At 62.5% G+C, this 20,491-nt stretch carries 19 protein-coding genes and 1 riboswitch; of the genes, 12 read left to right on the top strand and 7 right to left on the bottom strand.

Translation table 11 applies throughout. The features are described 5' to 3' along the window. Positions 1–68 precede the first annotated feature (68 nt). Positions 69–821, top strand: coding sequence for a metallophosphoesterase (locus VSX56_RS02930; protein WP_339113672.1), 753 nt, complete (start codon positions 69–71; stop codon positions 819–821). 244 nt (positions 822–1,065) lie between these two features. Further along, positions 1,066–3,279: a response regulator gene (locus VSX56_RS02925; RefSeq protein ID WP_350934731.1), complete on the top strand. Its 2,214-nt coding sequence runs from the start codon at positions 1,066–1,068 to the stop codon at positions 3,277–3,279. Between the two features lie 16 nt (positions 3,280–3,295). Here the strand turns inward: VSX56_RS02925 and recQ are convergent, their stop codons facing one another. Further along, positions 3,296–5,338: a DNA helicase RecQ gene (recQ, locus tag VSX56_RS02920; RefSeq protein ID WP_350934729.1), complete on the bottom strand. Its 2,043-nt coding sequence runs from the start codon at positions 5,336–5,338 to the stop codon at positions 3,296–3,298. Positions 5,339–5,357: 19 nt separating this feature from the next. Beyond that, the gene (locus VSX56_RS02915; RefSeq protein ID WP_339113675.1) at positions 5,358–5,651 is read right to left on the bottom strand and encodes a YggT family protein; all 294 of its coding nucleotides are present in this window, start codon (positions 5,649–5,651) and stop codon (positions 5,358–5,360) included. A 172-nt stretch (positions 5,652–5,823) separates the two neighbouring features. On the opposite strand from VSX56_RS02915, the gene VSX56_RS02910 reads away from it, so the two are divergent. The 7 genes from VSX56_RS02910 (at position 5,824) to dxs (ending at position 13,144) form a co-directional block, all read left to right on the top strand. Continuing rightward, complete coding sequence (locus VSX56_RS02910) at positions 5,824–7,164, top strand: MFS transporter (RefSeq protein ID WP_350934727.1); 1,341 nt, start codon at positions 5,824–5,826, stop codon at positions 7,162–7,164. A 16-nt stretch (positions 7,165–7,180) separates the two neighbouring features. Further along, positions 7,181–8,083 (top strand): penicillin-insensitive murein endopeptidase, encoded by a 903-nt coding sequence (mepA, locus tag VSX56_RS02905; RefSeq protein WP_350934725.1) that lies wholly within the window; start codon positions 7,181–7,183, stop codon positions 8,081–8,083. Further along, the gene (locus VSX56_RS02900) at positions 8,080–8,973 is read left to right on the top strand and encodes an esterase-like activity of phytase family protein (RefSeq protein WP_339113678.1); all 894 of its coding nucleotides are present in this window, start codon (positions 8,080–8,082) and stop codon (positions 8,971–8,973) included. The genes mepA and VSX56_RS02900 overlap by 4 nt, the downstream gene beginning before the upstream one ends. A gap of 108 nt (positions 8,974–9,081) precedes the next feature. After that, the gene (locus VSX56_RS02895) at positions 9,082–9,717 is read left to right on the top strand and encodes a queuosine precursor transporter (protein ID WP_339113679.1); all 636 of its coding nucleotides are present in this window, start codon (positions 9,082–9,084) and stop codon (positions 9,715–9,717) included. A gap of 363 nt (positions 9,718–10,080) precedes the next feature. Then, positions 10,081–10,329: an exodeoxyribonuclease VII small subunit gene (locus VSX56_RS02890; RefSeq protein WP_339113680.1), complete on the top strand. Its 249-nt coding sequence runs from the start codon at positions 10,081–10,083 to the stop codon at positions 10,327–10,329. Beyond that, complete coding sequence (locus VSX56_RS02885) at positions 10,330–11,196, top strand: polyprenyl synthetase family protein (protein WP_350934722.1); 867 nt, start codon at positions 10,330–10,332, stop codon at positions 11,194–11,196. Positions 11,197–11,215: 19 nt separating this feature from the next. Continuing rightward, positions 11,216–13,144, top strand: coding sequence for a 1-deoxy-D-xylulose-5-phosphate synthase (gene dxs, locus VSX56_RS02880; RefSeq protein ID WP_350934720.1), 1,929 nt, complete (start codon positions 11,216–11,218; stop codon positions 13,142–13,144). Positions 13,145–13,197: 53 nt separating this feature from the next. Here dxs and VSX56_RS02875 read toward each other — a convergent pair whose 3' ends face one another. The 5 genes from VSX56_RS02875 to trhO all read right to left on the bottom strand — a co-directional run bounded on the left by VSX56_RS02875 (position 13,198) and on the right by trhO (position 17,649). After that, a complete protein-coding gene (locus VSX56_RS02875) occupies positions 13,198–13,815 on the bottom strand; it encodes an HAD family hydrolase (RefSeq protein ID WP_350934718.1) in 618 nt (205 codons plus the stop codon). Further along, positions 13,812–14,642 carry an S-formylglutathione hydrolase gene (gene fghA, locus VSX56_RS02870; RefSeq protein WP_339113684.1) on the bottom strand — a complete coding sequence of 277 codons (831 nt, stop codon included), beginning with the start codon at positions 14,640–14,642 and terminating at the stop codon, positions 13,812–13,814. Before fghA ends, VSX56_RS02875 begins: the two co-directional genes overlap by 4 nt. Positions 14,643–14,654: 12 nt before the next feature. Then, positions 14,655–15,569 carry an AEC family transporter gene (locus VSX56_RS02865; protein WP_339113685.1) on the bottom strand — a complete coding sequence of 305 codons (915 nt, stop codon included), beginning with the start codon at positions 15,567–15,569 and terminating at the stop codon, positions 14,655–14,657. Positions 15,570–15,662: 93 nt separating this feature from the next. Beyond that, complete coding sequence (gene mbfA / locus VSX56_RS02860) at positions 15,663–16,640, bottom strand: iron exporter MbfA (protein WP_339113686.1); 978 nt, start codon at positions 16,638–16,640, stop codon at positions 15,663–15,665. An 85-nt stretch (positions 16,641–16,725) separates the two neighbouring features. Beyond that, positions 16,726–17,649, bottom strand: a complete 924-nt coding sequence (trhO, locus tag VSX56_RS02855) for an oxygen-dependent tRNA uridine(34) hydroxylase TrhO (RefSeq protein WP_350934715.1) — start codon at positions 17,647–17,649, stop codon at positions 16,726–16,728. 134 nt (positions 17,650–17,783) lie between these two features. Between trhO and pncA the strand changes: the two genes are divergently transcribed. The 3 genes from pncA to VSX56_RS02840 all read left to right on the top strand — a co-directional run bounded on the left by pncA (position 17,784) and on the right by VSX56_RS02840 (position 20,489). Continuing rightward, a complete protein-coding gene (pncA, locus tag VSX56_RS02850; protein WP_339113688.1) occupies positions 17,784–18,377 on the top strand; it encodes a bifunctional nicotinamidase/pyrazinamidase in 594 nt (197 codons plus the stop codon). A gap of 80 nt (positions 18,378–18,457) precedes the next feature. Then, a complete protein-coding gene (gene pncB, locus VSX56_RS02845) occupies positions 18,458–19,765 on the top strand; it encodes a nicotinate phosphoribosyltransferase (protein ID WP_350934712.1) in 1,308 nt (435 codons plus the stop codon). Positions 19,766–19,844: 79 nt separating this feature from the next. Beyond that, a riboswitch (FMN riboswitch) is annotated at positions 19,845–19,987 on the top strand. A gap of 70 nt (positions 19,988–20,057) precedes the next feature. Continuing rightward, entirely contained in the window at positions 20,058–20,489 is a 432-nt protein-coding gene (locus tag VSX56_RS02840) for a 6,7-dimethyl-8-ribityllumazine synthase (RefSeq protein WP_350934710.1), read from the top strand. Positions 20,490–20,491: the final 2 nt, after the last annotated feature.

The following is a 20,491-nucleotide window of genomic DNA, read 5'->3' as shown; positions in this document are numbered from 1 at the left end:
ATAGGTAAATGAACGCTTAGGCCCCTGCGACCCGCGGGGGCCTTTTCCATTTACAAGGAACATCACATATGCGCGCCTACGCCATCGGAGACATTCACGGACATCTCGACAAGCTGAAGATTGCGCACGATCTGATCGAGCAGGACCGCGCGGCCTGTGGTGACACCTCCGCCCCCGTCATCCATGTGGGCGATGTGGCGGACCGCGGCCCCGATAGCGCCGGAGTGATTGATTACCTCATCGCCTCCATGCGCGCGGGCAAGAACTGGGTGGTGCTGAAGGGCAATCACGACCGGATGTTCTCGATCTTCATGAATGATCCCTTCGATGCCGATCCGATGCTGCGCAAGGATCTGACATGGCTCAACCCGCGGCTTGGCGGCGATACGACGCTGGCCTCTTACGGGGTGCTGAATGCCGACGAGCGCCCCGCTGATATCGTTCATGCCGAAGCGCTTCAGAAAGTACCCGAATCGCATATCCTCTGGCTGGGCAGCCGGCCGAACCATTTCATCTATGGCGATCTGCTGTTCGTCCATGCGGGCATCCGTCCGGGCGTCAGTATCGGCAACCAGACCGAGGATGATCTGTGCTGGATCCGTAAGGGCTGGCTCGAGGATACCACCGATCACGGCTGTCTGGTGGTGCATGGCCATACCGCGCTCGATCAGGTGACCCATTATGGCAACCGCCTCAATCTGGACAGCAGCGCAGGCTATGGCGGGCCGGTCTCTGCCGTGGTGATCGAGGGCCGCGATGCGTGGCTCCTGACCGAGAACGGGCGTCAGCCCCTCGTGCCGATGTCGGTCACTGCCGCCTGACAGGCCTGTCCTCCTGTTCTTACGCCGGTCTGCGCCCGCGCGACCCGCCCCACCCCTCCGGTGGCGGCGGGTTCTGCATTTCCGCCTGTAGGACCCAAGCTGTAAATACGGGAGATTTACACCCTTGAGTAGAAAAACACGAAGCTTTTTCTACAGCTTGTGCTGCGGTGGCGAGTCCCGCTTAAGCCAAAATTTACCGAACGTCACGAAGATGCGAAGCGTATGTTATAGGGGCTGATCCAGTATGCCGACCGGCACGAAGAACACCATCGCTGACAAGCTGGCACAAGAGCGTCGCGCCCGTCTCGCGGCCGAGCGTCTGCTTGACCAGAAGAAGCGTGAACTCTTTGCGGCAAACCAGAAACTGGCCCAACACGCCCGTTCCCTCTCGGACCAGATCGTCGAGCAGCGTCATGGCCTGACCCGCGCCCTGACGGAGGCAGAATCGCTCAAGGGCGAGAATCACCGCGTCATGGGCGATCTCGAACGCGCGAATTCGGTCGCGCTGATCGCGCAGCGCCGCCTCTGGGATGCGCTGGAGACGATCCCGGACGGGTTTGCCGTTTATGACGCCGATCTGCGTCTGGTGGCCGCCAACAAGACCTATCTCGATTTCTTCGAGGGCGAGGTCGCCATCACCGCAGGCAATACCTATGATTCGGTCCTACGGATCGTGGCCCGACACAAGATGGTCGATCTGGACGGGCGTGACCCTGCCGACTGGCATCACGAGATGGTCGCCCGCATCCGGCGCAATCCGATCGAGCCGATGACGATCATCACCCATTCGGGCGCCCATATCCGGCTGATCGACCGCTGGGGCGAAGGTGGCGATCTGGTCTGCATCGCGCAGGATATCTCCGCGCATGTCGCCCGCGAAGCCGAGCTGGAGGAGGCGCGCGAAAAGGCCGAATCCGCCAATCGCGCGAAATCGGCCTTCCTTGCCAATATGAGCCACGAGATCCGCACCCCGATGAACGGCGTGGTCGGCATGGCCGAACTTCTGGCGGAGACCGAGCTGACCGAGGATCAGCGTCTTTACGCGGAGACGATCCGCTCGTCGGGCGAGGCCCTGCTGACCATCATCAACGATGTGCTCGATTATTCCAAGATCGAGGCCGAGCGGCTGAAACTCTATCCCGAGGTCTTCGATCTGGAACGTTGTGTGCATGAGGTAACCATGCTGCTGCAGCCTTCCGCGCGCGACAGGAACCTGCGGCTTCTCGTCGATTACGATATGTTCCTGCCCACCCGTTTCGTGGCCGATCCGGGGCGTATCCGCCAGATTCTGACCAACCTCGTGGGCAATGCTGTCAAATTCACCATGGAAGGCCATGTGCTGACCCGCATCGTGGGCATCGAGCGGGTGCAGGGCAATTATGAGCTGCATATCACCGTCGAGGATACCGGTATCGGTATCGGTCCCGACCTCGTCGACCATGTGTTCGGCGAGTTCAATCAGGTCGAGAGCGAGACCAACCGCAAATTCGAGGGCACGGGGCTCGGCCTTGCCATCACCAAACAGCTGATCGAGATGATGGGCGGCGAGATCTGGGTCGATAGCGAGCTGGGCCGCGGGTCGTGCTTCGGCTTCAAGATCCTTGTGCCAGCGGCTGAACCCGCCCCGCATATTACCAATCCCGGCCCGCCGATTACCCTGCGGGCCGCCCTAGTGGTTGATGATCTGATGGTCAACCGCGTCATCCTCGAACGCCAGCTCCAGACCTATGGTCTCGAGGTCACGCTATGCCGCAACGCGCAGGAGGCACTTGCAGCCTTCGAGCGGGGGGGCAAGTTCGATCTCATGCTCAGCGATTTCCGGATGCCGGATATGGACGGGCTCCATCTATGCCAGGCCTTGCGCAAACGCGGGGTGGATATCCCCCTCGTTTTGCTCAGTTCGGACCCGGATGCGGTCTCCCCCGACCTGGCGCGTGCGGCACGGCTCGATTGCCTCGAGAAGCCGGTTCTGCGCTCGCATCTGTTCAGCTTGCTACAAACCCTCTCGCATCCCGCGCCGAAACCCCTTAAAGCCTCTCCGCCGCCTCCTGCCGCAAAACGCAAGATGAGGATATTGGCCGCCGAGGATAACCGCACCAACCAGTTGGTCTTCGGCAAGATGGTAAAGGATCTGCCGATCGAGCTGGTCTTTGCCAATAACGGTCTCGAGGCGATCGAAAAATGGCAGAGCTTCCAGCCCGATCTGATCTTCATGGATATTTCCATGCCACAGATGGATGGCAAGGAAGCCACGCGCCAGATCCGTGCCCGCGAGAATGGCACCCATGTGCCGATCTGTGCGCTCACCGCACATGCAATGGAGGGCGATAGTCAGGGTATTCTTGCCTCGGGAATCGACCATTACCTGACCAAGCCGCTGCGCAAGGCTGCGATCGTGGAACATATCGCGGCAAACTGCCCCAAAATGGCGCTGCCGGTGACGGATGGCGCTGCCTGAAGTTCAGGATTGCGGTTCAGGTCTCGGCGATGATCTTCAAGAAGGGCTGGCCGAACCGTTCCAGCTTGGCCTGATCCAGACCGAGCCGCGCCAGCGCATTGAGATCGGTCGGGCCCTGTTCGGCGATCTTGCGGACAAGCCCGCTCGACAGGCTGAGGATACGGTCTGTTCCAGTCTCGCCCCTACGCAGCCGTAACTGTTCGGCCCAGAGCGCATCGAATAGCAGCCCGGACTGTTTTCCCGCCAGCGCGCGCCGTGCGGGATGCATCTTCTGCACGCCGTCCTCGGCCATCACATCCAGAAACGCGCGGCCATAGCTCTCGAGCTTCTTGGCTCCGACACCGTTGATCCGCGCCATGTCATCAAGGCTCTGCGGACGGGCCTCGACCATCTCGATCAGGGTCCGGTCGGGGAAGATCATATAGGCCGGAAGGCCCGCCGCCTCGGAGAGTGCCCGACGCTTGGCCTTGAGCGCCGAAAGCAGTGGGGCATCCTCGTCGGACACCAGCGCCTTGACCACCGTCTGCTGTCTGGAACTGCGCACGGGGTCACGACGGAAGGTGATCTCTCGCTCGCCCCGCAGGATCGGATGCGCGGCCTGCGTTACAAACAGCGCGCCATGACGCTCGGCATCGGGGCGGATCAGGTCATGGCCCATCATCTGCCGGAAGATCGCCTGCCATTGCGGGCGTGACCATGCCTTGCCAACCCCAAAGGTCGGCAACCGGTCATGGCCCCGCGAGGAGATCCGCTCGTTCGACTGCCCCAGCAGGATCTCGATCAGATACTGGCTCCCGTAACTCTGGTCGCAGCGCAGGCAGGCCGAGAGCGCCATCCGCACCGGCTCGGTCGCGTCAAACAGATCGGGCGGCGTATCGCAGATATCGCAATTGCCGCAAGGCTCGGATTCCTCGCCGAAATAGGCCAGCAGGCGCTGACGGCGGCAGGCCGTCGCCTCGGCCAGCCCCAGAAGCGCGTTGAGCCGCCCGTGATCGGCATCCTTGCGTTCGGGCGGCGCAAGCCCCTCATCTACCTGCGCGCGACGGATGCGGATATCGTCGGGACCATAAAGCGTCAGGGTCTCGGCAGGCGCGCCATCGCGGCCCGCGCGACCGATCTCCTGATAATAGGCCTCGATGGATTTCGACAGATCGGCATGGGCGACCCAGCGGATATCGGGTTTGTCGATCCCCATCCCGAAAGCCACCGTCGCCACCACAATCAGCCCGTCTTCCTGCTGGAACCGCGTCTCGACCTGACGCCGGTCATCGGGGTCCATGCCCCCATGATAGTAGCAGGCGCTATGCCCCGCCTCGTTGAGCGCCTGCGCAAGGCTCTCTGTTTTCTTGCGGGTCGCGCAATAGACGATGCCCGACTGCCCTTTGCGCGCGGCAGCAAAGGTCAGGATCTGGTTACGAGGCTGGTTCTTGGGGTCAAAAGCCAGATGGATATTTGGCCGGTCGAAGCCGCGCAGGAATGTCTCGGGCGCCACGCCAGCAAACAGCCGAGTGACCATTTCGGCGCGGGTTTCCTCGTCGGCAGTGGCGGTAAAGGCCGCCAACGGCACATCGAGGTCACGGCGCAACTCGCCGATCCGCAGGTAATCGGGGCGGAAATCATGGCCCCACTGACTGACGCAATGCGCCTCGTCCACGGCGATCAACCCTACCCGCGCGCGGCGCAACAGATGCACCGCCCCGCCAGAGGCCAGCCGTTCGGGCGCCATATAGAGGATCTTGAGCCGGCTCTCGTCGATGGCGCGGAAGACCTCCTCGGTCTCCTCCTCGGTATTGCCCGAGGTCAGCGCGCCGGCCTCGACCCCCGCCTCGCGCAGCGCGCGCACCTGATCGCGCATCAGCGCAATCAGCGGCGAGATCACCACCGTCAACCCCTCGCGGCACAAAGCAGGGATCTGGAAACACAGGGATTTGCCGCCGCCCGTCGGCATGATGGCAAGCGTGTTGCGCCCCGCCATCACGGAGCGCACGATCTCTTCCTGTCCGGGCCGGAATTCGCGGAACCCGAAGATATCGGTCAGGACTGCATGACAGTCGGGCAATGTCGCCTCGACCACCGGATCAATACCCGTAGAAGAAGCCCGCGTTGTTGATCAGCGCGCGCTGCAGGATCATCAGGATCACGAAGGCCACCAGCGGCGCCAGATCGAGCCCGGGCGTATTGGGCAGGATGCGGCGGATCGGCGAATAGATCGGCTCCAGCAGCGAATTGAGACCATACCAGATCTGGCCGATAATCGGCTGACGCAGGTTCAGGACGTTGAAATTGATCAACCAGCTCATGATGATGTGGACGATCATGATGAACCAGACAATATCCAGTATGAGATTGAGCGCCTGAAACAGCGTGACCATATGTAAAAGACCTCCGGCTGGGTGACTTCCTACCTAAGCGAGCCGCTTTCATCTTGCAACCTTGCAACGCATGCAAGTGATCGCGATTTTAGCGTTAATTTCGGGGCTTGAAGTGCTTGCACGGGCGTGGGCTTTCGGGCTTATCCTTCGGTCAACAGAAGGAGAGTCCCTGATGAGCGATCGCAAGACCCTTTGGGGATGGTATTTCTTCGACTGGGCGAGCCAGCCCTATAACACGCTCCTGCTGACCTTCATCTTCGGCCCCTATATGAAGACGCTGATGGGCGACGGGAGTGCGGCGCAGGCGGTCTGGGGCTACGGGATCGGCGCGGCAGGCGTGATCATCGCGCTGGCCTCGCCTTTCCTCGGCGCGATCGCCGACCGCAGCGGCGCCAAGCGGCGCTTCCTGTGGCTGTTCTCGGCAATGTATGTGCTGGGGGCTGCGGGCCTGTGGTGGGCCATTCCGGGCGATTACAGCCTGATCTTCGTGCTGGCGAGCTTTGCGATCGGGCTGATCGGGATGGAATTTGCCACCACCTTTACCAATGCCTATCTGCCCGAGCTTGGTCCCCGCAGCTGTCTGGGCCGGATCTCGGGCTCGGGCTGGGCCTTCGGCTATGTGGGGGGGCTGATCGCGCTGATCCTCATGCTGACGCTGTTCCAGGCCAATCCCGCGACGGGACGGACCATGATCGGGATCGCTCCGCTGCTCGGGCTGGATGTCGCCACCCGTGCCGATACCCGCATCGTGGGGCCCTTGACCGCGCTCTGGTATGCGGTCTTCATGATCCCGTTTTTCCTCTGGGTCAAGGACCGCCCCAAACCCGATGCGCTGCCGATCCGCGCGGCCATGGCGCAGGGCTGGCCTGCGCTGCGCGCCACGCTGGTGTCGCTGCCCGCACGCCCGAGCCTCGCGGCATGGCTGGTCTCCTCGATGCTCTATCGCGATGCGCTCAACGGTGTCTACGTCTTTGGCGGGCTCTATGCGGCAGGGGTGCTCGGCTGGTCAATCACCCAGATTGGCATCTTCGGCCTCCTGTCGATCATCGCGGGGGCGGTGTTTGCATGGGCGGGCGGTCGGGCCGATGACGGGTTCGGCTCGAAAACGGTTATCACCGTCTGCCTGCTGGCCCTGATCGCTGCGGTGATCGGCATCATCACCATCACGCCCACATCCGTCTTCGGCATGGCTGTAACCGAAGGCAGCTCCGCACCCGACATCGCCTTCTTCGTGCTGGGCTGCGTCATCGGTGGCGCGGGCGGAGCGCTGCAATCGGCCAGCCGCGTGATGATGGTCCACCAGTCTCCCCCCGACCGGATCACCGAATATTTCGGCATCTACGCACTTTCGGGCAAGGCCACCGCCTTCCTCGCGCCGCTCTCCATCGGGCTGGTGACATCGGCGACAGACAGCCAGTCATGGGGCATCACCCCCGTCTTAGTGCTTTTCGTGGCGGGGCTTCTCCTGCTAGGCTGGGTCAGATCCCCGCAATCCTGCGCCCCCCGCATGTGACAAGAGGAACCCGCCCTTGGCCCTACCCCGTATCGTGATCGCCACTCTGAGCGCCTGTCTGGCCTTGTCGTCTCTGGCCGAGGCAGAGCCACTGGCACGCCAGCTTTTCGGGGCGGAAAGGGCGCCCTCCGCGCAAGCCCCATCAGCGGTAGGCTTCTATTCCAAAGGCTGTGCGGCCGGCATGGTGGCCATGCCCGAAAGCGGCCCGACATGGCAGGTGATGCGGCTCTCGCGCAATCGCAATTATGGCCAGCCCGAAACGCTGGCCTTCCTGCAGGACCTGTCACGTCAGGCCGCCACCCTCCCCGGTTGGGCGGGGCTCTATATCGGCGATATCGCCCAGCCGCGTGGCGGCCCGATGACCGGCGGTCATGCCAGCCACCAGACAGGGCTGGATGCCGATATCTGGATGCTGCCACCCAAGCGGCTGGACCTGAGCCGGAGCGAACGCGAGAAGATCTCCTCGGTCTCCATCCGCACGGCCGACCAGACCCGCATCAACGCCAACTGGACGCCCGCCCATATGGCGCTGATGGAGATGACAGCCAAGGATCCGCGTGTGGATCGCATCTTCGTGGCGGCGGCTGCCAAGATCGCGATGTGCAATGCCGCGCCGCGCGGTGACCGCGCATGGCTCCAGAAGATCCGCCCCTATTGGGGCCATAACACGCATTTCCATGTGCGGCTGAAATGTCCGCCCGGTGCCGGCGCCTGCGAGAAACAGACGCCCAGCGTGGCCGAGCTGTCCAAGGGCGGTGACGGCTGTGACGAGACGCTCAACTGGTGGGTCACCGAAGCACTGAACCCGACCAAACCCGCCGCACCGCAAGAGCCCTCGGGCCCGCCCAAGCGCACGGCCAAAACCTATGTGATGGCGGATCTTCCCGCCCAATGCCGGAACGTGCTGAACGCCCAATGAGAACCTTAGTATTCACGATGATTGCACTGTGCTTCGGCTTACAGGCCATGGCGCAGGCGACCGGCCCTGCCGAGTTTCTGCAAAGCTATCTATGGCATGTGGACCACCCGCAATTCGGCGGCTTCTCGGGGCTGGAACTGAGCGATGATGGCAATGATCTGGTCACGTTGTCGGACCGCACGAGCCTGTGGCGCGCCCATATCACCCGCGATGCGCAAGGCCGGATCACGGCCGTCGCCCCGACAGAGAACCCGATCACCCTGCATGATTACCGCGACCGCGAGATGACCGTATCGCGCGGTGATTCCGAGGGGCTGGCACTGGCGCCCGATGGCGGGGTCTATGTGTCCTTCGAGGGCGACCTGCCGCGGGTCGATCATTATGCCAAGGGCTCCAGTCGGGCAGGCAAGCTGCCCCGCGCAGTCGAATTCAAGAATATGCAGGCCAATGCCTCGCTCGAGGCGCTGGCCGTAGACCAGAGCGGAGCGCTCTACACCCTGCCCGAACGCTCGGGCCGCTCGGGTCTGGCCTTTCCGGTCTTCGAGCTGAAAAACAACCGCTGGAGCCGCCCGTTTTCCATCCCGCGCGAGGGTGAATGGCAAGCCGTCGGTGCCGATTTCGGGCCGGATGGCCGGCTTTATCTGCTCGAGCGCGATTTCTGGGGGCTGTTGGGCTTCCTGACCCGTGTGCAGGTATTTGACGTGAAAAACGGCAAACTCAGCGGTGGCGAGGTGCTTCTCCAGACGACCGCCGGCCACCACGACAATCTCGAAGGGCTTTCGGTCTGGCGCGACGCAGCGGGATTTATCCGGTTGACGATGATCTCGGATGACAATTTCCGCAAGATCCTGCAACGGACCGAGATCGTCGAATACCGGCTGCCGAAATAGCGTTTTCGCCTTTTTTACTTGACCGGAGGGGCGGCGCGGCGTTATCCGCGCCTGTCGTCCGATGCATCGGACCATGTCTCCGCTACCATGTAAAAACGGCCAGAACCTATGAAACACTTCCTGCCCGGCGTCATCGCCATGGCCATCATCGTGGTGGCCTCCAATATTCTCGTGCAATTCCTCCTGGGTGATTGGCTCACCTGGGGCGCGATCACCTATCCCTTCGCCTTCCTCGTCACCGACCTGATGAACCGGTTCTATGGCCCCGCCATGGCGCGCCGCGTCGTGCTGGCCGGTTTCGTGACGGGCGTTATCTGCTCGCTGGTCGGCAGCCAGATCGAAGGCCAGTTCGGCCCGCTCGTCTCGGTGCGCGTGGCCATTGGCTCGGGCACCGCCTTCCTTGTGGCGCAGATGATGGATGTCGCCATCTTCGACCGCCTCCGCGAGGGCCGCTGGTGGCGTGCGCCGCTGGTCTCCTCGCTGGTCGGATCCGTGCTCGATACCACGATCTTCTTCTCGATCGCCTTTGCGACCCAGCTCAGCTTCATCTGGCCTGCCGATGACGTGTCCTGGGCCAATGACGCCGTGCCCGTTCTGGGCTTTGGACCGCTGGCACCGCTCTGGGTTTCGCTTGCAATTGCAGATAGTTCGCTAAAGTTTGCCTTATCTTTAATCGCACTGCTGCCGTTTCGGGCAGCCGTCACGAAACTATCACCTCAATCCGCAAGAATTAACTTGTCATAAACCAAATCTATGCCACCTTTGAGGTATCGGTAACGCAATGAAAGGAGGTGATCCAGTGTCTAGAGTGATATTGGAGAGAGGTATCGGGACATTCAGGGGGGCCGAGGCCTGAGGGCAATCCCTAAGGCAATTTGAACCCTGGGTGGGCTCCGATTTGGATCGTCTTCAGACCCCTAACCGGACCATCTCCTTAGAACTCGAGGGTCGTCTTTCTTAAGACGGCCCTTCAAGTTGCTTCCCCGCCATGGCTTGCCACAGGCGGGGTTTTGCGTTTTACGGCCCCGTCCTCATGTCTTTCTCGTGAACAGGGCTGGACCAAAGCCGCATTTGGTGGCATCCCAAGCCTCAACGAAGGAGTGGGCGATGACGGATCAGATGCGCGACGTTTCGACGATGAGCTTCGAGGAAGCGATGAAGGAATTCGAGCAGGTCGTGAACCAGCTCGACCGGGGCGATGTGCCTCTGGACCAGTCGATTGCGCTTTACGAACGCGGGGCGGCGCTGAAAGAGCGTTGTGCGACCCTCCTGAAAGCCGCCGAGGAGCGCGTCGAGAAGATCACGCTGGCCGCCGACGGCACCCCCACCGGCACGGTGCCGACCGAAGGGCTGTAAATGTTCAAGACCCGTTTGAGTGAAGCCCAGGCGTCGGTGCAGACCGCGCTTGATGCGCGTGTGGCGCAATATCCCGCGGGCCAGTTGCGTGACGCCATGCATTACGCGTTACAGGGCGGCAAGCGGCTGCGCGCCTTCCTGGTGCTGGAAGGCGCCGCGATTTTCGACATTCCGGCCGAGCAGGCGATGCCTGCGGCCTGTGCCGTCGAGGCGCTGCATGCCTATAGCCTCGTGCATGACGACATGCCCTGCATGGATAATGACGACCTGCGCCGCGGCATGCCCACCGTCCATGTGCAATGGGACGAGGCGACCGCTGCCCTGGCCGGAGACGCGCTGCAGACGATGGCCTTCGAGTTGCTGACCGATGCGGCCCTTGGCGAGGCCCCTGCCCGTCTGGCGCTGGTGGCCGATCTGGCCCGCGCCTCGGGTGCGGAAGGTATGGTCTATGGTCAGGCGCTCGACATCGCCGCGGAAACCGCCGCCACCCCACTGACGCTTGAACAGATCACCAAGCTGCAGGAAGGCAAAACCGGCGCGCTGATCGGCTTTGCCGCGCGTGCGGGGGCCGTGATTGCGGACCAAGATCCTGCGCCACTTGCCGCCTATGCAGAGGCTTTGGGCCTTGCTTTCCAGATTGCCGATGACATCTTGGATGTGGAAGGCAACGAGGATCTGACCGGCAAGCGTCTGCATAAGGATGCCGAGGCCGGAAAGGCCACATTCGTCTCGCTTCTGGGGCTCGAAGGCGCGAAAGCCCGCGCCGGCGAGTTGTGCGAGCAGGCGATTGCGGCCCTCGAGCCCTATGGCGAACGTGCCGACATATTGCGAGACCTCGCGCGCTTCACCATTGCGCGCAAACACTGACGAAAGCGGATAGCCAAAGATGAGCGACCTCCCGCAGACCCAAACTTCGAGCACGCCGATTCTGGACCGTGTACGCCTGCCCGCCGATATGAAGGGCCTGAGCGACCGCGAACTGATCCAGCTGGCGGGCGAGTTGCGCCGTGAAACCATTGCCGCCGTGTCCGAAACCGGCGGCCATCTGGGCGCGGGTCTAGGCGTGGTGGAGCTGACCGTGGCGTTACATGCCGTGTTTGACGCCCCGCGCGACAAGATCGTCTGGGACGTGGGCCACCAGTGCTACCCGCACAAGATCCTGACCGGACGCCGCGACCGTATCCGCACCCTGCGGATGGAGGACGGGCTGTCGGGCTTTACCAAACGCTCGGAAAGCGCCTATGACCCGTTCGGGGCGGGCCACAGCTCGACCTCGATCTCGGCGGCGGTGGGGTTCTCGGCGGCACGCGAGCTGGGGGCCGAAACCGGCGACGCGATCGCAGTGATCGGTGATGGTGCCCTGACCGGCGGTATGGCCTTCGAGGCGCTCAACCACGGCGGCCACCTGAAGAACCGCGTGTTTGTGGTGCTCAATGATAACGAGATGTCGATCGCGCCGCCCGTGGGTGCGCTCTCGACCTATCTGACGCGGCTCTATTCCGAGAGCCCGTTCCAGGATCTCAAGGAGGTCGCCAAGGGCGCGGCCCGAACCTTCCTGCCCGAACCGTTCAAGGAAGGGGCGAAACGCGCCAAGGAAATGCTCAAGGGCATGGCCATGGGCGGCACCCTGTTCGAGGAACTGGGATTCACCTATGTCGGCCCCGTGGACGGGCATGATCTGGAGAGCCTGCTGCCGCTTCTGCGCACGCTGAAGGCGCGCGCCCGCGGACCGGTGCTGATCCATGCGCTGACCAAGAAGGGCAAGGGCTATGCCCCCGCCGAGAGCCGCCCCGATGGCGGCCATGCGACGGCCAAGTTCAACCTCGCCACGGGCGAACAGAAGAAGGCGCCCTCGAACGCTCCTTCCTACACCAAGGTTTTCGCCGAGGCGCTGATCTCCGAGGCCAATCGCGACGGCACGATCGTGGGCGTGACAGCGGCGATGCCCGATGGCACGGGGCTGAAGGAATTCGGGGCGCATCACCCGCGCCGGATGTTCGATGTGGGCATTGCCGAACAGCATGCCGTGACCTTCTCGGCGGGGCTTGCCGCCTCGGGGATGAAGCCGTTCTGCGCGATCTATTCGACCTTCCTGCAGCGCGGCTATGACCAGATCGTGCATGATGTGGCAATCCAGAAACTACCGGTGCGCTTTGCCATCGACCGTGCGGGGCTCGTGGGCGCCGATGGCGCGACCCATGCGGGCGCCTTTGATACAGCCTTCCTCGCCAACCTCCCCGACTTCGTGGTGATGGCGGCGGGTGACGAGGCGGAGCTGGTGCATATGGTGGCGACCGCTGCGGCCATCAACGACCGCCCCTCGGCCTTCCGCTACCCGCGTGGCGAGGGTATGGGCGTGGATATGCCGCAGCAGGGCGTGCCGCTGGAGATCGGGAAAGGCCGCATCCTCCAAGAGGGCGCGCAGGTCGCCATCCTCAGCTATGGCGCGCGCCTTTCGGAGGTGCTGAAGGCCACCGAGGCACTGCGCGCGCGCGGCATCCAACCGACCGTGGCTGATGCCCGCTTCTGCAAACCCTTGGACAAGGATCTTATCCTGCGCCTTGTGGCCGAGCATGAGGCGATCCTGACCATCGAGGAAGGTGCGATTGGCGGCTTTGCCAGCCATGTGCAGAATTTCCTGATGGAAGAGGGCGTGTTCGACCGTGGCTTCAAGCTGCGCTCGATGGTGCTGCCCGATGATTTCATCAACCACGCCTCGCCCGAGAAGATGTATGAGGTGGCGGGGATGAATGCCGTGCAGATCGAGGCGAAGGTCTTGGAGATGCTGAACATCTCGGTGGCCAAACGCGCCTGAGCCAGAGCAGTGCTGCAAATGACGGGCGGCACCCTTTCGGGTGCCGTTTCGCGTTAGATCGCCTCTTCGGGTGTCAAAAGCCCTTCGGCCACCAGCCTGTCGGCCCAAGCCTCTGGCGTAGTGAAGAGATGCCCCTTCCACCCGCGCGCTTCAGCAGCCTTGATATTATCGGCGCGGTCATCGGCAAAGAGAAGCGCCTCGGGGGCCACGCCACAATCCGCCTCGAGCATCCGGTAGATCTCGGGATCGGGCTTGATCACGCCCATGTGGCCGGAAATATAGCGGCGATCGAACTCCTGCAGGAAATCGTATTTGCCCTCGGCCATCGCGAAGGTTCCGATTCCGAAATTCGACAGCGCGAAGACCGGAATGCCCTTGGCCCTGAGCGCCCGCAGGAGCCGTACAGAATGCGGGATTGCGGGCGAGGCCATCTGTAGCCAGTCGGCATTCCAGCGCAGGATCTGCTCGCGCCATTCGGGATGCGCCTCCGCCAGCGCCGCGCAGAGATCGGGAAGGTTGCCGCCCTTGTCGACTGCATCATTCATCGCATGCAGATCGACCTCCGCAAACAGACGCTTGCGGTCTTGGGCGTCCATGAACGTGTCGAAATGCCGCTCGGGCTGCCATTCGAGAAGCACGTTCCCGATGTCGAAAACAACGGCTTCGATCATTTCCACAGTGCCTCGGCATGGAAGGCCAGATGATCGGCCATGAGACTCTGGACGAAGAAATAGCTGTGGTCATAGCCCTTCTGCATACGGAAGGTGCCTTCCTGACGGCGCCCCATCATGGCACCCGCCAGCGCCTCGGGGCGCAGCAGATCGAGGAACTGGTCGGAGGCGCCCTGATCCACCAGAACAGGGCCGTCAAAGCCCAGCTCCGTCATCAGATGGGTACTGTCATGCTCGAGCCACGCGCCCTCATCCGCGCCGAGATAGGCGCCCAGCTGCTTGCGGCCCCAGTCGCTCTGGGTGGGCTGCGCGATGGGCGCAAAGGCCGAAACCGAGCGGAAGCGGCCCGGCAGGCGCATCGCCATGGTCAGCGCCCCATGCCCGCCCATCGAATGGCCGGTGACCGACTGGCGATCGGGGTCGATGGCAAATTCCGACATCAGCAGCGCGGGAAGCTCCTCGGCGACATAATCCCACATGCGGAAATGCTTGGCCCAAGGGTCTTGCGTCGCGTTCACATAGAAGCCCGCGCCCTGCCCCAGATCATAGGCCTCGTCATTGGCCACGCCCTCGCCGCGCGGCGAGGTATCGGGGAAGACAAGCCCCACACCATGCTCCGCCGCCCATGCCTGCGCGCCCGCTTTGGTCATCGCGTTCTCATGGGTGCAGGTCAGCCCCGAGAGATACCACAGAAGCGGCACGGGGCCATCCTCGGCCTCTTCGGGCAGGAACAGACCAAAGGTCATCTCGGTGCCGGTGGACTTGGCATCATGCGCATAGACGCCCTGAACGCCCTCGAAGCAGCGGTTTTCGGAAATAATGCGCATGATGCCCTCTCGTTATTGGATCCAGTGCAGGATGACTGGCAGCGTTAGAATACTGGCGGCAGTCGACACGAAGATCGCCGCAGAGACCCGTGGCGCGCCGACATTGTAGTTCTGCGCCAGCATGTAGACATTTCCCGCGACAGGCAAGGACGCGGTGGCCACCATCACCCCCGCATCGAACCGGTCGACACCATAGACGAAAAACGCCGAAAGCGCGACGATGCCCGGATGGAGTGACAGTTTGCAGACCGAAAGCCACGAAGCCGGCCCCAGCCGGTTGAGCGTCAGCGCCGCAAGGCTCGCGCCGATAGCAAAAAGCGCGCCGGGCGTGGCGGCAGCGGCCAGCATCTTGACCGTCTCCGACAGCCATGCCGGCATGGGAATGCCGCAAGCCGACCACAGGAGCCCCAGCGCCATTGAGCCGATCATCGGATTCTTCACGATCCCCAAGGCAATCGGCGCGACTGCCACCCGTCCTGTGCGGGCGGCGCTCAGGACCACCGTGAACAGCACCGAGAACACGATAAGATCGACGCAAAGCACCATGATGATCGGCGCCACCGCCTGCGGGCCGAGCACAGCGGCCAGCATCGGCACACCCAGAAAGCCGGTATTGCCGATCATTGCCGTCTGGGCTTCCATCGCCGACATATCCGTGGCCTCGCCACGGAACTTGGCCACCGCAAAAGCCATCAGCCAGATACAGAGCGAGCCGGTGAAATAGGCCGCCATGAAACGGCCCTGAAACACATGGCTGATCTCCAGACCGGAGGTGAAATCGAACAGCATCGCGGAGAGCGGGAAGAAGAAGATAAACTTCGTGAGATAGGCCGTGGCGGCAGGCGGGAAGAACCCGACCTTACCGGCAAACCAGCCAAGCGCGATCAGGGCAAAAAACGGAAGCAATTGCAGGAAGATATCGAACATGGAAAATCCGCTAGCACGGCTTTTTCGAAAGGGCCAGCGCGGGCTCCGTGAGCGTGCTCAAATAGCCCCGCACTGCTCGTTTTTGCAGCGCTCTCAACCGCCGCCGATCAACACGCCCGCGGCAAAGACCAGCGCCCCGCCCAGCACGACCTGGAAGACCGCACGCAGGAAGGGGGTTTCCATATAGCGGTTCTGGATCCATGCGATGGCCCAGAGTTCGACGAACACCACCACCATCGCGATGATCGTCGCCGTCCAGAAATCGGGGATGAGATAGGGCAGCGCATGGCCGAGCCCGCCCAGCGCGGTCATCACCCCCGAGGCGAGACCACGTTTCAGCGGCGAACCACGGCCCGAGATCACCCCGTCATCATGGGCGGCCTCCGTGAAGCCCATCGAGATCCCCGCGCCTACCGAGGCAGCAAGCCCCACCAGCAGCGTGGTCTTGGGGTCCTGGGTGGCAAAGGCCGTGGCAAAGATCGGCGCCAGCGTCGAGACCGAGCCATCCATCAGCCCCGCAAGACCGGGCTGCACCCATGTCAGCACGAATTGACGATGCGCCGCGCGGTCCTCTTCCTCGCGGGCATCCGGCGTGAGGTGCTCTTCCATCAGATGTTCGGCAGTCGCCTCATGGCCCGCCTCGGCCGCGGCCAGATCACCCAGAAGCTTGCGGGTCGCGGCATCGGTCGCGCGTGCGGCCGCCGCCACATAGAACCGTTCGGCCTGACGTTCCATCGCGGCGGCTTCCCCCCGCATAGCCTCGAGCGACATGGTCTCGGCCATCCAGACCGGCTTGCGGGCATAGAACCCCGCCACAAACTCGCGCCGCACCAAGGGAATGACATCGCCGAAGCGGGCCTGATGTGCCTCGATCAGGCGGCGGCGATGCTCGTCCTCCTCCAGCGCCATACCGTCGAAGACCTTGGCGGAGGACGGAAATTCGGCACGCAGATGCTCGGCGAACTGGCGGTAGATCCGCGCATCATCCTCCTCGGACGAAATCGCCAATGCGAGGATTTCCTGTTCGTTGAGATCGGAAAAACGGCGGCGGTTGCCAAGGAAGGAAAACATAGGCGCGGCCCTCAAGTTTAGAATAATTCTAAACTACCCGAGCCACGCCGATTTGCAACCCTGCAAACGCATCCTAAACGCGAGGTTACATCACACCCGTCTCATCACGCCCGATATGACGCTCGCCACGGGCTTTCGCCAGCTGGATCTGATGCTCGCGCTCGCGGAAACGGGCGCGGTCTTCCTCGGAATATTCGCCCACGCAATGATGGCACTGCACACCCTGCTCGAATTCAGGGCGCTGCCTGTCCTCGGGGGCCAGCGGACGGCGGCAGGCATGGCAGACCTCGCGGTGCTTGCCCTGCTCGAGCCCGTGGGTCAGCGCCACACGCCCGTCAAAGACAAAACAATCCCCTTCCCAGAGGCTCTCTTCCTTGGGCATCTCCTCGAGATATTTCAGGATGCCGCCCTTGAGGTGATAGACATCCTCCACACCCTGCCCGATCAGGTAGTTGGTGGATTTCTCGCAGCGGATACCGCCGGTGCAAAACATCGCCACGCGCTTGTTGTGGAAGCGCTCACGGTTCTCTTCCCACCATTTCGGGAAATCGCGGAAGGTCTTGGTCTTGGGGTCCACGGCCCCCTTGAACGTGCCGATATCGACCTCGTAATCGTTACGCGTATCGATCACTACCACATCGGGGGCCTGAATAAGCTCGTTCCACTCCTCGGGCGTGCAATAATTGCCCACAGAGGCCGTCGGATCCACATCCGGCTGGCCCATCGTCACGATCTCTTTCTTCAGCTTCACCTTCATGCGCAGGAAGGGCTCGTCCTCGGCCGTGCTTTCCTTCCAATCGAGGCCGGCACAACCGGGCAAGGCGCGCACATGGGCCAGCACTGCATCGATCCCTTCACGCGGGCCTGCAATGGTGCCATTGATCCCCTCATGCGCCAGCAAAAGCGTGCCCTTGACGCCAGCCTCCTGCGCAAGCGCCAGGAGCGGGCCGCGGATAGCGGCCAGATCATCGAATCGGGTGAAGTGGTAGAGTGCGGCTACGATATACATGGGCCTGCGTTTACTGCTTCGGGTGCCCGTCAGGCAAGTCCGATATAATCGGCATTCCCGCCACAGCTTTGCGTCGTCGGTTGACCCTTCCTCGTTGCCCGCCTAGCGTGAGCCCGTTACAACAGGAGCTGCCCATGACCACCGCCCTTATCGTCATCGACATGCAGAACGATTTCTGTCCGGGCGGAAAGCTCGCTGTGGCCGAGGGCAACCTGATCGTGGGCGAGATCAATGCGCTGATGGGCCGCCATGAGGTGACAGTGCTGACGCAGGACTGGCATCCGGCCGACCATCAATCCTTTGCCTCGAACCACGGGGCCGATCCCTATTCCCTCACCCAGATGCCCTACGGTCCGCAGGTGCTCTGGCCGGACCACTGTGTGCAGGGGACAGACGGAGCGGCCTTCCACCCCGAACTGGCGACAGATCCCGCCGATCTGGTGCTGCGCAAGGGATTCCGCCCCGCAATCGACAGCTATTCGGCCTTCTTCGAGAATGACCAGACCACGCCCACGGGGCTGCATGGCTATCTGCGCGAGCGCGGTGTGACGGATCTCACCTTCTGCGGTCTCGCGCTCGATTTCTGTGTGGCGTGGTCCGCACTCGATGCGGTGAAGCTGGGCTATAAGGTTGCTGTCAAACGCTCTGCCTGCCGTGGCATCGATCTGGACGGGTCGCTCGAGGCGGCACTGACCAAGATGGACGCGGCCGGCATCCGCCTTATCTGAGCGGAGAAGACAAGGGCTCTGCCCTTGCCAAGTGCCTGATTTATAGGTTTAGTCCCCGCAACGAGAGGGAGGGGCCAGCCATGGTCGACATCGCGACACGCGTCTATAACCACAAGTGGAAGATCGATCCGATCATCCGCTCGCTGATCGATACCGATTTCTATAAACTCCTGATGTGCCAGTCGATCTTCCGCAACAGCCCCGATACGGTGGTGCAGTTCTCGCTGATCAACCGCTCCAAGGATATCCGTCTGGCCGAGATGATCGACGAGAATGTCCTGCGGATGCAGCTCGATTATGCCCGCTCGCTGAAGCTCTCGCGCGGGGAAAGCACATGGCTGCGCGGCAATACCTTCTATGGCAAACGCCAGATGTTCCGCTCCGATTTCATGGAGTGGTTCGATAACTACCAGCTGCCCGAATACGATTTGCAGGTGAAGGATGGTCAATACGAGCTGACCTTCGAAGGCAAATGGCATGAGGTCATGCTTTGGGAGATCCCTGCCCTTGCCATCCTGATGGAGCTGCGCTCGCGCGCGGTAGTTAACCAGATGCGCCGCTTCGAGCTGCAGGTGCTCTATGCCCGCGCGATGACCCGCATCTGGGAAAAGATCAACGTCCTCAAAGAGCTCGAGGGCCTCAAGATCGCCGATTTCGGCACCCGCCGCCGCCATAGCCACCTCTGGCAGGACTGGTGCGTGCAGGCAATGCTGGAGGGCTTGGGTGATAGCGCCAATGGCGGGGCCTTTACCGGCACCTCCAACTGCCTGATCGCCATGCGCCGCGATATCGAGGCCGTGGGCACCAATGCGCATGAATTGCCGATGGTCTATGCCGCGCTGGCCGAGAATGACGAGGCGCTCAAGCAAGCGCCCTACAAGGTGTTGGCCGACTGGCACGAGGAGCATGAAGGCAATCTGCGCATCATCCTGCCCGACACCTATGGCACCGAAGGATTCCTCAATGACGCGCCCGACTGGCTCGCCGGCTGGACCGGTATCCGTATCGATAGCGGCGATCCAGCGCCCCTGGCGGAGAAAGCGATCAAATGGTGGGAAGCGCGTGGCGAGGATCCGCGCGAGAAACTGGTGATCTTCTCCGACGGGCTGGATGTCGAAGAGATCAAGGCGCTGCATGCGCAGTTCCATGGGCGGGTCAAATGCAGCTTCGGCTGGGGCACGCTCTTGACCAATGATTTCCGCGGCTTCGAACCCGATGGCCGGCTCGAGCCTTTCAGCCTTGTTTGCAAGGCGATCTCGGCCAATGGTCACCCTACGGTCAAGCTGTCGGATAACCCCAACAAGGCAATGGGCCCGCAATCCGAGATCGAGCGCTACCGCCGCGTCTTCGGGGCCACCGGACAGGTTGCGCGCGAGGTAATCGTCTAAGGGCCCGAACTGCATGGGAGCTGTGCAAAATTGCCCTATCCCCGCCTCTTGCACCTGCCCTGAAAACGCGCCAGTTTCGCGCGGTTCTCAGGGCGGGGCGGAATTCCCCACCGGCGGTAAGCAGGATGACTGCAAGCCCGCGAGCGCCCTCCACATGAGGGGTCAGCAGATCGGGTGAAACTCCCGGGCCGACGGTCATAGTCCGGATGGAAGAGAATGTGCCAACTCCCGCCTGCGGGCGGTATGGCATGTGATCGCCTTGGGTGACGTGTTGTTGCGAAAGGAGATCCAGATGACACCCACCCGTTACGCCTTCGTCAAAGCCCAGTGGCATGCCGATATCGTTGATCAGGCCTATAAAGGCTTCTGCGAGCTGATCCCCGCGGATCAGGTCGATGTCTTTGACGTCCCCGGCGCCTTCGAGCTGCCGCTGGTGGCCAAGAAGCTTGCCGCGACCGGCCGCTATGCGGCGATTGCCTGCTCGGCCTTTGTCGTCGATGGCGGCATCTATCGCCATGATTTCGTGGCGCAGGCCGTGGTCGATGGCCTTATGAAAGCAGGATTGGACACCGGCGTTCCGGTGCTGTCGGTGTCGCTGACGCCGCATCACTATCAGGAAACCGATCACCATAACCGGATCTACAAGGAGCATTTCGTGCAGAAGGGCCGCGAGGCCGCCCAGGCCGCGCTTGGCGTGACGGCGCTGCATGCGATGCTGGCCTGACC

It is taken from the genome of Thioclava kandeliae, assembly GCF_040297545.1.
GTDB lineage: Bacteria > Pseudomonadota > Alphaproteobacteria > Rhodobacterales > Rhodobacteraceae > Thioclava > Thioclava kandeliae.
This window is presented reverse-complemented; position numbering and strand designations above follow the sequence as displayed.

Excerpts from the sequence above, each read along its gene's own strand:
- pncA (WP_339113688.1), top strand. The coding sequence starts at position 17,784 with ATGACCACCGCCCTTATCGTCATCGACATGCAGAACGATTTCTGTCCG.
- VSX56_RS02840 (WP_350934710.1), top strand. The coding sequence starts at position 20,058 with ATGACACCCACCCGTTACGCCTTCGTCAAAGCCCAGTGGCATGCCGAT.
- VSX56_RS02910 (WP_350934727.1), top strand. The coding sequence starts at position 5,824 with ATGAGCGATCGCAAGACCCTTTGGGGATGGTATTTCTTCGACTGGGCG.
- VSX56_RS02875 (WP_350934718.1), bottom strand. The coding sequence starts at position 13,815 with ATGATCGAAGCCGTTGTTTTCGACATCGGGAACGTGCTTCTCGAATGG.
- VSX56_RS02915 (WP_339113675.1), bottom strand. The coding sequence starts at position 5,651 with ATGGTCACGCTGTTTCAGGCGCTCAATCTCATACTGGATATTGTCTGG.
- VSX56_RS02865 (WP_339113685.1), bottom strand. The coding sequence starts at position 15,569 with ATGTTCGATATCTTCCTGCAATTGCTTCCGTTTTTTGCCCTGATCGCG.
- VSX56_RS02885 (WP_350934722.1), top strand. The coding sequence starts at position 10,330 with ATGTTCAAGACCCGTTTGAGTGAAGCCCAGGCGTCGGTGCAGACCGCG.
- VSX56_RS02890 (WP_339113680.1), top strand. The coding sequence starts at position 10,081 with ATGACGGATCAGATGCGCGACGTTTCGACGATGAGCTTCGAGGAAGCG.
- pncB (WP_350934712.1), top strand. The coding sequence starts at position 18,458 with ATGGTCGACATCGCGACACGCGTCTATAACCACAAGTGGAAGATCGAT.
- VSX56_RS02895 (WP_339113679.1), top strand. The coding sequence starts at position 9,082 with ATGAAACACTTCCTGCCCGGCGTCATCGCCATGGCCATCATCGTGGTG.
- mbfA (WP_339113686.1), bottom strand. The coding sequence starts at position 16,640 with ATGTTTTCCTTCCTTGGCAACCGCCGCCGTTTTTCCGATCTCAACGAA.
- fghA (WP_339113684.1), bottom strand. The coding sequence starts at position 14,642 with ATGCGCATTATTTCCGAAAACCGCTGCTTCGAGGGCGTTCAGGGCGTC.
- VSX56_RS02900 (WP_339113678.1), top strand. The coding sequence starts at position 8,080 with ATGAGAACCTTAGTATTCACGATGATTGCACTGTGCTTCGGCTTACAG.
- dxs (WP_350934720.1), top strand. The coding sequence starts at position 11,216 with ATGAGCGACCTCCCGCAGACCCAAACTTCGAGCACGCCGATTCTGGAC.
- VSX56_RS02925 (WP_350934731.1), top strand. The coding sequence starts at position 1,066 with ATGCCGACCGGCACGAAGAACACCATCGCTGACAAGCTGGCACAAGAG.
- trhO (WP_350934715.1), bottom strand. The coding sequence starts at position 17,649 with ATGTATATCGTAGCCGCACTCTACCACTTCACCCGATTCGATGATCTG.
- VSX56_RS02930 (WP_339113672.1), top strand. The coding sequence starts at position 69 with ATGCGCGCCTACGCCATCGGAGACATTCACGGACATCTCGACAAGCTG.